The 12,246-nt window shown below is 42.5% G+C and carries 13 protein-coding genes; 7 read left to right on the forward strand and 6 right to left on the reverse strand.

Annotation, left to right across the window (positions count from 1 at the left end; all coding sequences use genetic code 11):
• Nucleotides 1-26: 26 nt before the first annotated feature.
• The 4 genes from trmFO to ACFFAP_RS29315 form a co-directional block, all read right to left on the reverse strand.
• Nucleotides 27-1,343 (reverse strand): FADH(2)-oxidizing methylenetetrahydrofolate--tRNA-(uracil(54)-C(5))-methyltransferase TrmFO, encoded by a 1,317-nt coding sequence (trmFO, locus tag ACFFAP_RS29300; protein ID WP_375514528.1) that lies wholly within the window; start codon nt 1,341-1,343, stop codon nt 27-29.
• A 232-nt stretch (nt 1,344-1,575) separates the two neighbouring features.
• Nucleotides 1,576-2,292: a Uma2 family endonuclease gene (locus ACFFAP_RS29305; RefSeq protein ID WP_375514529.1), complete on the reverse strand. Its 717-nt coding sequence runs from the start codon at nt 2,290-2,292 to the stop codon at nt 1,576-1,578.
• Nucleotides 2,293-2,356: 64 nt separating this feature from the next.
• On the reverse strand, nt 2,357-3,127 hold the full coding sequence (panB, locus tag ACFFAP_RS29310) for a 3-methyl-2-oxobutanoate hydroxymethyltransferase (protein ID WP_375514530.1): 771 nt from the start codon (nt 3,125-3,127) through the stop codon (nt 2,357-2,359).
• Nucleotides 3,128-3,205: 78 nt separating this feature from the next.
• A complete protein-coding gene (locus ACFFAP_RS29315) occupies nt 3,206-4,312 on the reverse strand; it encodes a two-component regulator propeller domain-containing protein (protein ID WP_375514531.1) in 1,107 nt (368 codons plus the stop codon).
• Between the two features lie 791 nt (nt 4,313-5,103).
• Here ACFFAP_RS29315 and ACFFAP_RS29320 point away from each other — a divergent pair.
• From ACFFAP_RS29320 to ACFFAP_RS29350, 7 genes are all read left to right on the forward strand, one after another.
• Nucleotides 5,104-6,534 carry a form I ribulose bisphosphate carboxylase large subunit gene (locus tag ACFFAP_RS29320; RefSeq protein WP_375514532.1) on the forward strand — a complete coding sequence of 477 codons (1,431 nt, stop codon included), beginning with the start codon at nt 5,104-5,106 and terminating at the stop codon, nt 6,532-6,534.
• Nucleotides 6,535-6,797: 263 nt separating this feature from the next.
• The gene (locus ACFFAP_RS29325; protein WP_334864190.1) at nt 6,798-7,205 is read left to right on the forward strand and encodes a chaperonin family protein RbcX; all 408 of its coding nucleotides are present in this window, start codon (nt 6,798-6,800) and stop codon (nt 7,203-7,205) included.
• 45 nt (nt 7,206-7,250) lie between these two features.
• Nucleotides 7,251-7,589 carry a ribulose bisphosphate carboxylase small subunit gene (locus ACFFAP_RS29330; protein WP_375514533.1) on the forward strand — a complete coding sequence of 113 codons (339 nt, stop codon included), beginning with the start codon at nt 7,251-7,253 and terminating at the stop codon, nt 7,587-7,589.
• Between the two features lie 178 nt (nt 7,590-7,767).
• Nucleotides 7,768-8,394: a GDSL-type esterase/lipase family protein gene (locus ACFFAP_RS29335; RefSeq protein ID WP_375514534.1), complete on the forward strand. Its 627-nt coding sequence runs from the start codon at nt 7,768-7,770 to the stop codon at nt 8,392-8,394.
• Between the two features lie 60 nt (nt 8,395-8,454).
• Nucleotides 8,455-8,682: a type II toxin-antitoxin system Phd/YefM family antitoxin gene (locus ACFFAP_RS29340; RefSeq protein WP_375514535.1), complete on the forward strand. Its 228-nt coding sequence runs from the start codon at nt 8,455-8,457 to the stop codon at nt 8,680-8,682.
• 182 nt (nt 8,683-8,864) lie between these two features.
• A complete protein-coding gene (locus tag ACFFAP_RS29345; protein WP_375514539.1) occupies nt 8,865-9,062 on the forward strand; it encodes a type II toxin-antitoxin system VapC family toxin in 198 nt (65 codons plus the stop codon).
• Between the two features lie 91 nt (nt 9,063-9,153).
• Nucleotides 9,154-10,428 (forward strand): ribulose bisphosphate carboxylase small subunit, encoded by a 1,275-nt coding sequence (locus ACFFAP_RS29350; protein WP_375514536.1) that lies wholly within the window; start codon nt 9,154-9,156, stop codon nt 10,426-10,428.
• Between the two features lie 84 nt (nt 10,429-10,512).
• Here ACFFAP_RS29350 and ACFFAP_RS29355 read toward each other — a convergent pair whose 3' ends face one another.
• Together ACFFAP_RS29355 and ACFFAP_RS29360 are read right to left on the reverse strand one after the other, a co-directional pair.
• Complete coding sequence (locus tag ACFFAP_RS29355; RefSeq protein WP_375514537.1) at nt 10,513-11,265, reverse strand: hypothetical protein; 753 nt, start codon at nt 11,263-11,265, stop codon at nt 10,513-10,515.
• 362 nt (nt 11,266-11,627) lie between these two features.
• The gene (locus tag ACFFAP_RS29360; protein ID WP_375514538.1) at nt 11,628-12,023 is read right to left on the reverse strand and encodes a hypothetical protein; all 396 of its coding nucleotides are present in this window, start codon (nt 12,021-12,023) and stop codon (nt 11,628-11,630) included.
• Nucleotides 12,024-12,246: the final 223 nt, after the last annotated feature.

The raw sequence follows: 12,246 nt of genomic DNA on the forward strand, positions 1-12,246 counted from the left end.
CCCCAATCCCCAATCCCCAATACCCATTAATTATGATTAGCCTTCCAGTTTGCTAGATCAGTTAAAGAGCGATCGCGGTAACGTCCATAACGCTCTTGTTTACTTTTGATTTTCGCACCCAGTTCCGGAAAAATCCCAAAGTTGGGTGGCATTGGTTGGAAATGCTTCGGCGAAGCAGAACTAATAAATTCCAATAACGCACCGATCATTGTTGTTGGTGGTAAAACCAAAGCTTCTTTACCCAAAGCTAGCCGCGCTGCATTAATTCCCGCCAAGCAGCCACCCGCAGCCGCAGCAGTATAGCCTTCAGTACCAATCAACTGTCCAGCAGCTAACAACGTTGGACGCTCTTTAAATTGCAGAGTAGGATGCATTAACTGAGGAGCATTAATAAAAGTGTTGCGGTGCATCACTCCCAATCGCACAAACTCCGCCTTTTCCAAACTTGGAATTAGCTGAAATATTCGCTTTTGCTCACCCCAACGCAGGTTAGTTTGGAATCCTACCATATTCCACAGTTGACCGGCTTTATCTTCTTGTCGTAACTGCACCACAGCATAAGGACGTTCCCCTGTGCGAGTATCTGACAATCCCACTGGCTTTAGGGGGCCGTAGCGCATGGTATCTTCCCCGCGCTGTGCTAGTTCTTCAATGGGTAAACAAGCTTCAAAAAATTTCGCCGTTTCCCGTTCAAAACCTTTGAGTTCTGTTTGTTCAGCTTTACAAAGTTCTTCTCGAAACTGCAAGTACTGCTCTTTATTCATTGGGCAGTTGAGATAAGCGGCTTCACCTTTGTCATAACGTGATGCCATAAAGGCAATATCACGGTTAATCGATTCTCCTACAATAATCGGACTAGCGGCATCAAAAAAGCTGAGATATTCCATCCCGGTAAAGCGGCGCAAATCTTCGGCTAAGTCGGGACTCGTTAAAGGCCCAGTTGCCAAAACCACAATTCCTTCCGGAATCGCAGACACTTCACCCCGGCGAAATTCAACTAAAGGATGATGTGCTAAAGTTTGAGTCAAGTCTTGCCCAAATTGTCCCCTATCTACCGCTAGCGCCCCACCAGCAGGAACGGCGTGTTCATCAGCTTTAGAAATGACGATAGAACCCAGTTGGCGTAACTCTTCGTGCAATAATCCAGCCGCGCGATCGCTTGCCATTGCTCCAAAGGAATTACTACACACTAATTCTGCCAAATGTTCGGTATGATGAGCAGGGCTGAAGCGTTTTGGACGCATTTCATGGAGAATTACCGGCACTCCAGCTTGGGCTATTTGCCACGCTGCTTCTGTCCCAGCTAGTCCACCTCCAATTACTTGTATCGGTTGTTGTTCCATAGTTAAATTTTTAGTTCCTATATCATAAGTATCCACCAGCATCAGCGCTAGGACGCATCTACAAGTAGAGTGTTGCTGAGTTTGAGTCTAAACTTTTGTACAGAAATACAAAAACTCAATTTTTTCTCTGTGCCTGGAGCATGAGATTTAAATAACTAAACTGTATTGAGTCGTCAGCTAAAACAGATAATATTTTGAATTTTGGATAGTGAACCATTCACTCTAGCAGCAATTACAAATTATCTGTATTAATTCCCTTTTCTTTGAGTTTAGATAACAATTCTTGATAGCGATCGCGCTCTTTTTCTAATTCTTGTAAAGCCGCTTCCTTTGCTTGATATTCCCGTTCTGCACGTTGGCGTTCTTGTTCCCGCAACTGGTCAATTTCTACGGGAGTCAAAAACTTTTGTCCGCTGGGAGAAAAAATTTCCAGAGTATCCAGTGTTAATCTAAAACGGATTCCCAAACGCGGACTGACCCAGCTATTCATCTCTTCGATGACTTCAAAACTATCCTCAGAACGGAGCAAGCCATTTAAATCGTTCTTATCCGGATCATAAATATAATATTCTTCCACATCGTAACGCTGGTAAAACTGCAATTTTTTGGTCATTTCTTTGAGAGTGTTACCTGGTGATAGAATTTCAAATACTACCTGTGGGGGTATATTATCTTCATTCCATTGTAAATAGGAACCCCGTTTTCCTTTTGGTCTGCCAAAGACTACCATCGTATCGGGCGCTTGTTTAATATTAGGGTTCCCTTTAACTGGATACCAAAACAAATCACCGGCGATAAATACATCAGCTTGCGATGCAAATAGGATTTCTAAATTTTCTTTAATTTTGACAATCCATGCAAATTGTTCTGTATTATCCGCCATTGGCTGTCCGTCGCTTTCCGGATAGATGACTTCGATGGTGGTTTCTGGTGTAACTTGTTGTACCATTGCTGCACCTCCAAGTATGGGGTTTAGTAATCATAGAAATTTTGACTCAACTCAGATTCTACTATTATGGAAATTTCCGCTCGCGTACTTCCACAGCATAATCTTGCACGGCTTTGGTAATCGTTTCCCGCAAGTTTGTATAAACTTTGGCAAAAGGTGGATGCTTTTCGGTGAGTCCAATTACATCTGAAGTAACTAAAACTTGTCCATCGCAGTGAGTTCCTGCACCGATACCAATTGTAGGAATGCTCAGTTTTTGTGTAATCTGCATTGCCAAATCTGCGGGTATATGCTCTAACACAAGAGAAAATACACCAGCTTGTTCGAGAGCGATCGCTTCAAGTAAAATCCTCTCACTCGCTTCTTGTGTTTTCCCTTGTTGTCGCAAACCGAGTTGATGTACTGATTGCGGTGTCAAACCGATATGACCCATTACCGGAATTCCAGCTTGAACCAAACGAGCGATAGTTTCTGCGATCACTGGATAGCCACCTTCCAATTTTACCGCTTGAGCGCCCGTTTCCTTCAGTACCCGCCCAGCTGAGTGCATCGCTTGCTGGAGACTTTCTTGATACGTCAAAAATGGTAAATCTACAACCACTAATGCCCGTTTAACTCCTCGACGCACAGATTTGGCGTGGTATATCATCTCATCCAAAGTTATCGGCAGTGTTGTTTCATACCCTAGAACTACCGCCATAGAGTCGCCCACAAGGATTAAGTCTACACCAGCTGCATCGAGAAGTTGAGCGATCGCATAATCCCAGGCGGTCAACGCCACAATTGAACGTCCCTGGTGTTTCCATTGAATTAATTGCTGGGTAGTGATTGGCATTTTTCTAGGTGGGGAGTAGGGGGTGGGGATTAGGGATTAAGAAGTAGGGAATTTCACCACTCCCCACTCCCCATTCCCTCATTTAACAGCGCGACTGAAAGCAATATGGGGTTTTGCACTACTGGTTTTAGGCATTAACCAAGCTAGACCTTCACTAGTGCCGATCCATAATTTATTGCTGATGTCAGGTGCAAGGGCAAGAACCCGACTAGAAGGAAGTCCAGCAACTTCTGCATCTAACACAGCTCCTGTATTTGGATTTAATCGTAACAAACCATTGTTAGTCCCAACCCAGACACTACCATCTTTAGCAAAACGTACCGCCGTCACGTCACGCCCACGCAGGCGAGTTACAGACCGTAACACTGCACCAGTTTTTGGGTTAATAACTAGCAAATTATTCGGCATTCCCGCCCAAATTAATCCTTCTGGACTGATAGCTAAAGTTTGGACAGTCGTTCCTGGTAAATCGGCTATCCGCTTCATAATTGCAGCACTAGCAGTATTTACCCGCACTAATCCATCAAGAGTACCAACCCATAGTTGACCTTCAGCATCTAAAGTCAGGGTGTTGGCGCTGACACCAGGCAGATTTTTTAATGTTGTCATAATCAAGCCTTGGTCGGGACTAATTAGGGCTAAACCGCTATCGGTTCCAGTCCACAAATAACCTCGTTTGTCAAGTAACAATGACAACACCCGTTTAGAAGGCAAAAATAAATTCTGCGCGGTGATTTCGCTAGTACGGGGGTCTACTCGGAACAGTCCATCATAACTTCCTACCCACAAACGTCCTACTTTGTCTTGTGCTAAGGCACCAATAGCAACATTCGGTAAACTAACACGAGAAATAATTTTGCCGGTTTTAGGATCAATCCGCGATAATCCCCGCCAAGAACCTACCCAAAGATTGCCTGTAACATCTCCCAGTAAGTTACCGACACGAAAATCAGTTTCTGGCGAATGTTCTTGCACTCCCCGCTCATCGGGTAAGGGTTCTACTCGCGGTGGCGGTGCAGAAGGTGGGTAAGCAGGGGTTACATCAGATGAATTAATATCAGGGGTTTTTTGTGCCCATCCTATACTTGGCAAAGCTATCAACCCCAGCAAGATAGAAGTAGTCAATAAACTAGTACGCTTGCAAAACAATATCACGGTGAAATTTCCTTTGAAGACAGTACCCATAGCCCTTACCTAAACTGGCTTTGGGTTAGTTTCAGTGTTCCCCTAGCCGGAATTTTTTAAACATTGGGGATTGGGGACTGGGGAATAGGAAATAAATATTTAGGAATACTTTCTCATTACCCAATACCCAATACCCAGTCCCCAGGCACTACTGATGACACCTTGTAAAGCATCTGTAACAAAATGTTAAATCTTTATTTAATAACAAAATTAAATATATAAGTTAAAAACTTTCAAAGAATAACTTATCGAATTCTTGATATATTGTGGAATAAGTTACAAATTACGTGGTGTGCAATTTTTTATCTTTACGCTCACGACTCTGCTAAATCTCTGTCAAGTAAATTCTTTTCTGGTATCTTTTCCATCAACGGAGAAGATAGAAGGAGTGTAAAGGCGGGAATGTGTGCCAGCCAGCCCAATCCCCTGAATACCCCGATTTGTAGGGGAATTATCTAAATCAAGCCGCAAAAAGCGGAAGTTTTGGTGAAATTGAGAAGGTTTAGTCGGGTGCGAAAAAGAGGTAAAAAAGAATTTTGATTCGTAGGAAGAGGGAACAGTAGAAGCGCTAGGTCGTGTACCCCTAGAAGGGGATAACACTGGTGAGGAGGGCTACCACCGCTACCAAAGTGTCCGCCGCAACAAAACTGCTACTTTTGCCAAAAACAACCCTTAACAAAAATTTTTCCTGAATCTCCTCCCTGATGAAGGGGGGAAATAACTGGGTGAGGGAAAGTTGCACAAAACGTGATTTGATAATTAACAAGAGTGATTTCAGGGAAGGATAAAATATGTCTTACGCTCAAACGAAGACTCAGAGCAAATCTGGGTATAAAGCCGGGGTTCAAGATTACAGACTAACTTATTACACACCCGATTACACACCAAAAGATACCGATCTTCTAGCTGCGTTCCGTATGACACCTCAGCCTGGTGTTCCTCCCGAAGAAGCAGGTGCGGCTGTAGCGGCTGAGTCTTCCACAGGTACTTGGACAACTGTGTGGACAGACTTGCTCACCGACCTCGATCGCTACAAAGGTCGTTGCTATGATATCGAACCAGTTCCCGGTGAAGACAACCAGTACATCTGTTACGTTGCCTATCCTTTGGACTTGTTTGAAGAAGGCTCTGTAACCAACGTATTGACCTCAATTGTAGGTAACGTATTTGGTTTCAAAGCCCTGCGGGCACTGCGTCTAGAAGATATCCGTTTTCCAGTAGCTTACATCAAGACCTTCCAAGGGCCTCCCCACGGTATCCAAGTTGAGCGTGACAAGTTAAACAAATACGGTCGTCCTTTGCTGGGTTGTACCATTAAGCCCAAATTGGGTCTTTCTGCTAAGAACTATGGACGCGCTGTATACGAGTGCTTGCGCGGTGGTTTGGACTTCACCAAAGACGACGAAAACATCAACTCCGCACCATTCCAAAGATGGCGCGATCGCTTCTTGTTCGTAGCTGAAGCTATCAACAAAGCTCAAGCTGAAACTGGTGAAATCAAAGGTCACTACCTAAACGTCACCGCCCCTACCTGTGAAGAAATGCTGAAGCGGGCTGAGTACGCTAAAGAACTCAAAATGCCCATCATCATGCATGACTACCTGACCGCAGGTTTCACCGCCAACACCACATTGGCTCGTTGGTGTCGTGATAACGGTATCCTGCTGCACATTCACCGTGCGATGCACGCTGTAATCGACCGTCAAAAGAACCACGGTATCCACTTCCGTGTATTGGCTAAAGCCCTACGTTTGTCTGGTGGTGACCACATCCACACCGGCACCGTAGTTGGTAAGTTGGAAGGTGAGCGCGGCATCACAATGGGCTTCGTTGACCTATTGCGTGAAAACTACGTTGAGCAAGACAAGTCTCGTGGTATTTACTTTACCCAAGACTGGGCTTCTCTACCTGGAGTATTTGCAGTTGCTTCTGGTGGTATCCACGTCTGGCACATGCCCGCGCTGGTAGAAATCTTTGGTGATGACTCTGTACTACAGTTCGGTGGTGGTACTCTGGGTCACCCTTGGGGTAACGCTCCTGGTGCAACCGCTAACCGCGTTGCCTTGGAAGCCGTTATTCAAGCTCGTAACGAAGGTCGCAACTTGGCTCGTGAAGGTAACGATATCATCCGCGAAGCTGCCAAGTGGTCTCCTGAACTAGCTGTTGCTTGCGAACTGTGGAAAGAAATCAAGTTCGAGTTTGAAGCAATGGATACCGTCTGATCTGAGTTAACGGTTAAGAGTTAAGAGTTAGAAGTAGAGACGCGACGCCAGTCGCTACAACAAGGGGAACCCCCCTTCGGGTTCGGGGGTGACGCTCCTTCGTCGCTAACGCTGCGCTAACGCAATCGACGGGAACCGCCAAGACTGCGACCCCCTCACCGCAACGCGCTGGCTCATTAATCGCGTCTGTACAGGAGTTAGGATTTGCATAAATTCATAACTCATAACTCATAACTCATAACTCTTCAGGGCTGGGGTCAAGCATGAATCTTAAGCAAATTGCGAAGGACACAGCCAAGACTCTCCAAAGCTACCTGACTTATCAGGCTCTAAGGACAGTATTGGCACAGCTAGGCGAAACGAATCCTCCATTAGAACTTTGGTTGCATAACTTTTCGTCTGGCAAAATTCAGAATGGGGAATCATACATTGAGCAACTGTTGCGAGAAAAACCAGATTTGGCTTTGCGAATCATGACTGTCAGGGAACATATTGCGGAAGAAATTGCAGAATTTTTACCGGAAATGGTACGCACTGGCATTCAGCAAGCCAATATGGAGCAGCGTCGCCAGCATTTAGAACGCATCACACGAATAGACACATCTAACCCCAGTCTGCAACCAGAACAGCAAGCAACTTCAGATCAAAATTTGGATAACTTATCCAATTAGTTCGGTCAATCTAGTAGTAAAAATCGCAACCCATTATCAAAAGCTATGCAAACTTTACCAAAAGAGCGTCGTTACGAAACCCTTTCTTATCTGCCACCTCTGTCTGACGCTCAAATTGCCAAGCAGATCCAGTACATTTTAAATCAAGGTTACATTCCAGCGATCGAGTTTAACGAAACTTCTGAGCCAACAGAATTATATTGGACAATGTGGAAGCTGCCTTTGTTCGGTGCTAGATCTACTCAAGAAGTACTGAGCGAAGTTCAAGGATGCCGTTCTCAATTCAACACTAGCTATATCCGTGTTGTGGGTTTTGACAACATCAAGCAGTGCCAAATTCTCAGCTTTCTTGTTCACAAACCCAACAAAGCCAGCAGATACTAAAGCTAGCGAAGCTCTAAATAATTAGTTTATCCCCGTAGGAGAGGTAGAATTATCTGCCTCTCCTTTTTATTAAATTTTTTTTTGAAACGCAGAGGGACGCAAAGGAAAACGCAGAGCAACGCAGAGAATAACTCGGCGTCCCTTTGCGTAAACCTCTGCTTTTTTTGAAATATAAGAAATGGAATTACAGCATCTGCTGGAAGTAAGAATTTGTTTTGTTGGTGACTCCTTTGTTAATGGTACTGGCGATCAAGAATGTCTTGGTTGGACAGGGAGAGTATGTACAAATGCTAATAAAAAAGGTTATGACATTACTTACTATAATTTAGGAATTAGGCGTGATACGAGTACTGATATAGCAAAGCGTTGGTTACAGGAAGTATCACTGCGATTACCCAAAGAATATGATGGCAGAGTTGTATTTTCTTTTGGATTGAATGATACAACATTAGAAAATGGTAAAACTCGTGTGGATTTGGCAGATTCTATCAAAAATGCCCGTGAAATTTTAAGTAAAGCTCAAAAGTTATATCCTGTTTTGATGGTTGGCCCTGCACCCTACGCAGAACAAAAAGATAGTCAAAGAACGAACATAAATACTGATTTATCGAAACAGTTTGCTTTAATTTGCAATGAATTAAATGTACCTTATTTGGACGTTTTTCCGATATTAGAAAAATCAAATATCTGGATTAATGAAGCAAGAGCTAATGATGGTGTTCATCCTAGAGCAGGTGGTTATGCAGAATTTGCCCAAATAGTAGAAAATTGGGACGCTTGGTTAAATTGGTTTCCTGTGACTTAATCGAACATTCAAAGTTAGGATAGTAGTAGCACCTAATTTTTATATCCAAAGGTGGTAACTATGCAACAAATTACTCTAGCTGAAGCATCTCATAACTTACCCGACTTAATTGAAGCAGCACTCAGTGGTGAGGAAATTATTATCATCAAAGATAATCAACTTTTAGTGAAGTTAACTCCTGTGTCGCCAGTTAAACACCGTCGTCAACCTGGAAGCGCAAAGGGTTTAATTACAATATCTGATGACTTTGATGAACCAATGGAAGATTTGAAGAAATGTATGGAATGATATTACTGTTGGATACACATACTTTTATCTGGTATGTGACTGACAATTCAAGACTTAGTAATCAAGTACTATTCATCAATGATGAGAATAATGAAATTTTGCTAAGTATCGCTAGTCTATGGTAAATAGCTATTAAGCAGAATTTAGGAAAGCTTATTTTTAATCAGTCATTTGAAATATTCATCACACAGCAACTCAACCTGAACGATTTTAGTTTACTCGATATCAAAATTAACCATGTTGCTGTTGTTGCCACACTACCTTTGCATCATCGTGACCCATTTGACCGAATTTTAATTGCACAAACACTCGTAGAAAAAATACCTATACTGAGTGCTGATAAAATTTTTGATTCTTATCCAATCAGACGTGTATGGTAAATAGCGTTGCTTTTCTACCAAAAAATAAATAAACAGTCATCACCAAAAAAACTTAACATTACTTTAAGCAGTGCTAGGCAAAAATAATTTTATGGGTTACTACATCGCTCCCCGCTTTCTGGACAAATTGGCTGTCCACATCACCAAAAACTTTCTAAAGCTTCCTGGTGTGCGAGTTCCTGTGATTTTGGGTATTCATGGACGCAAAGGAGAAGGTAAAACATTTCAATGTCAATTAGTCTTCGAGAAAATGGGTATCGAGGTGACTAACATATCTGGCGGCGAATTGGAAAGTCCAGATGCAGGAGATCCAGCACGGTTGATTCGGCTACGCTATCGGGAAACAGCAGAACTGATCAAAGTACGCGGCAAAATGTGTGTACTGATGATTAACGATTTAGATGCGGGTGCTGGACGCTTTGATGAAGGCACTCAATATACTGTAAATACGCAGTTGGTGAATGCCACACTGATGAATATTGCTGATAATCCCACAGATGTGCAGTTGCCTGGAAGCTATGATTCCACGCCTTTACATCGTGTACCGATTATTGTCACAGGGAATGATTTTTCCACCCTCTATGCACCGTTAATTCGGGATGGACGGATGGAGAAATTTTATTGGGAACCAGACAGAGATGACAAAGTGGGAATTGTCAAGGGGATTTTTGAATCAGATGGACTGTCACAGAAAGAAGTTGAACAGCTAGTTGATACTTTTGTCAATCAGTCCATTGACTTTTTTAGCGCTTTGCGATCGCGCATTTATGACGAACAAATCCGTAACTACATCCATCAAGTCGGTTTTGAGCAGGTTTCCTTGAGTGTGGTTAACAGCGTTGAAGGGCCACCAAACTTTAAAAAGCCAGATTTCAGACTGTCTCATTTAATCGAGTCTGGTAACTTCCTGGTTGGTGAACAAAAACGAGTGGAAAATTCCCATTTGGTTGATGATTACAATCGACTCAATCGAGGTAGAAATTCTCAATCTGCACCACCTGTTGTTGTAACACCAATTAGTCAGCCGTTAAGCAATGGTGTAATTCAAGAAGCAAAAATTAATGGATTCCAGAAGCAGGAAGTATCGAGTCCACATTTGACCCTAGATACACAAGCACAAATTAGGCAATTATTGTCTCAAGGCTACATAATTAGTATTGAACACGTAGATGAGCGCCGCTTCCGCACAGGTTCTTGGCAAAGTTGTGTTCATAGCCACATCGATGCAGAGTCTGATGCAATATCAAACTTGGAAGCAACTTTGACAGAATATAGCGGTGAGTACGTGCGCTTGGTAGGTATTGATCCAAAGGCCAAGCGCCGGGTGGTGGAGACGATTATTCAGCGTCCGAATGGGAAAAATTAAGGGTAGATAAACTCAAAAGAGCGATCGCACTACAAATACCAAGAGCGATCGCTCCTTTGGCTTAAATCAGAAAATAATCACCTCTTAACTACAGGTAGGAGCTGAAGCCGAGTTCACCTTTGTTAAATCGCCAGTGAATACTGCTGTGTATTGATAAGGTGATGAACCAGTGCAAGTCATGGAATTTGTATTAGCGCCACGAGGAGTCCACCATGACTTTGCCTGTACAGTCAAATTTGTGCCATTCCATGATAGATTTTGCACAACTAAAGAGTTAGTTTGTCCATTATCCGCCTTTTTGGCAGTTAAAAATGTGGCATAGTTAACCTGGCCATTGTCTGGATTAATCCGGGCTATAACTGCGACTTTTGGCCCGCCTCCGCTACCATAGCTAGACAACCAACGCCCAGTTGCAAAGCGGCGAAAATCATTACCAGTCTGACTACCAGTGGAAGAGTAAACGCCATATAAAACATTGCCTCCATCCCAATACAATCCGTAACCTGTACCGTCGTCATTTGTTGTTTCGTAATCAGTTCTACACCATGATTTGAGACCACTATTAAAACGGATTGTCACAGGGTTTTTGTTATTAGATGAGACTTGCTGATAACCAATGTAAATGGCTGTATTTCCATTAACTACTTTGGGGCCATTTTTAGCTTTGATTGTCGCTTCACTATCATTGCAACTGAATGTTACACCATTACCGATAGATGAATTTACCGTCTGGGCAAAAGCTGGAGGAGCTTTTTGTGTGATTACTAAATCAGCTACTAATACTACAGATAAAGAGAAACCTGCCAAATACTTCTGCAATTTGTGAGAATAAATCATGGTAAAAATCTGCCGATAAACTGTAAGGGAAAACACCGTATCACTATAAACTCTAATGAAAACTTAGACAAGAAAAATTGCTGAAAGTCGCAGATAACAGCATTTTAAACATCACTGAAAATGAGACTATACGACAAAGTGCGTAATATAATATGCATGACATTGCATGATATTGACTGCACATAAAGCTTCCCGATCAAAGAGAATTAGTGAATAGAAGAAATTTCCTAGGCAAAGCCCACCAAAGTTATTGCAGTAGTCAACAACAAATGGTTTTAATGAACAAGTAGCGTTTGCTCATTCTCTATATTTTTTGCTGGAAGCTTACTTCGCCTCTGCTTTCTGCCTTGCGCCGTGGTGTACTAGGCGGTTTTAGCATTCTTGTGTGATACTTCTCCTGCACCAGCTTTCAGGCGGCTTAACCTGCTTTTGCGAATACGTTCACTATCACGAATACCACCCGCCATCTCATATTCGCTACTGTTTTTGCCATACTTAAAAGCAACGCCCCTCACCATCTTATCTGTAAGATTGCTCAAGCTTTTTTCCATCTCATCAATTTTAGTTTTGTCAGAGTCAATCATAGCTAGAGCAATGTTATAAGCATCAAGCATAGTGCGTAACTGCTCAATTGATTTCGTCAGATTTGGCAAATCGCAATTATCGCCAAAATCCATGTTTGAATCTATTGCTTTCAATCCAGTGGATCTCAATTCAGCTTTTTCTAGAATACGGGATGTACGTTTTTGACGGGACATAGATATATTCGTTAGAGAGAGTTATAGAGCTAGTTTGACTTAGTAAAGCTGTTTTCTGGTTCAGTAAGATTCGTGAATAATTTTATTTTTAAAAATAAATTATATATAAATCTGAGTAATTTCTCTTAATTTCAGATATTGCACCTGGTTTTTTAGACGATTGCTTTAATGTTGATGATGAATGTCACGATGTTGATGATGAATGTCACGATGTTGATGATGA

This window comes from uncultured Nostoc sp. (genome assembly GCF_964245575.1).
GTDB lineage: Bacteria > Cyanobacteriota > Cyanobacteriia > Cyanobacteriales > Nostocaceae > Nostoc.

What these genes read in the sequence shown, in the direction of transcription:
- ACFFAP_RS29320 (WP_375514532.1), top strand. Translation starts at nt 5,104, where the DNA reads ATGTCTTACGCTCAAACGAAGACTCAGAGCAAATCTGGGTATAAAGCC.
- ACFFAP_RS29335 (WP_375514534.1), top strand. Translation starts at nt 7,768, where the DNA reads ATGGAATTACAGCATCTGCTGGAAGTAAGAATTTGTTTTGTTGGTGAC.
- ACFFAP_RS29315 (WP_375514531.1), bottom strand. Translation starts at nt 4,312, where the DNA reads ATGGGTACTGTCTTCAAAGGAAATTTCACCGTGATATTGTTTTGCAAG.
- trmFO (WP_375514528.1), bottom strand. Translation starts at nt 1,343, where the DNA reads ATGGAACAACAACCGATACAAGTAATTGGAGGTGGACTAGCTGGGACA.
- ACFFAP_RS29325 (WP_334864190.1), top strand. Translation starts at nt 6,798, where the DNA reads ATGAATCTTAAGCAAATTGCGAAGGACACAGCCAAGACTCTCCAAAGC.
- ACFFAP_RS29305 (WP_375514529.1), bottom strand. Translation starts at nt 2,292, where the DNA reads ATGGTACAACAAGTTACACCAGAAACCACCATCGAAGTCATCTATCCG.
- ACFFAP_RS29350 (WP_375514536.1), top strand. Translation starts at nt 9,154, where the DNA reads ATGGGTTACTACATCGCTCCCCGCTTTCTGGACAAATTGGCTGTCCAC.
- ACFFAP_RS29330 (WP_375514533.1), top strand. Translation starts at nt 7,251, where the DNA reads ATGCAAACTTTACCAAAAGAGCGTCGTTACGAAACCCTTTCTTATCTG.
- ACFFAP_RS29360 (WP_375514538.1), bottom strand. Translation starts at nt 12,023, where the DNA reads ATGTCCCGTCAAAAACGTACATCCCGTATTCTAGAAAAAGCTGAATTG.
- ACFFAP_RS29355 (WP_375514537.1), bottom strand. Translation starts at nt 11,265, where the DNA reads ATGATTTATTCTCACAAATTGCAGAAGTATTTGGCAGGTTTCTCTTTA.
- panB (WP_375514530.1), bottom strand. Translation starts at nt 3,127, where the DNA reads ATGCCAATCACTACCCAGCAATTAATTCAATGGAAACACCAGGGACGT.
- ACFFAP_RS29340 (WP_375514535.1), top strand. Translation starts at nt 8,455, where the DNA reads ATGCAACAAATTACTCTAGCTGAAGCATCTCATAACTTACCCGACTTA.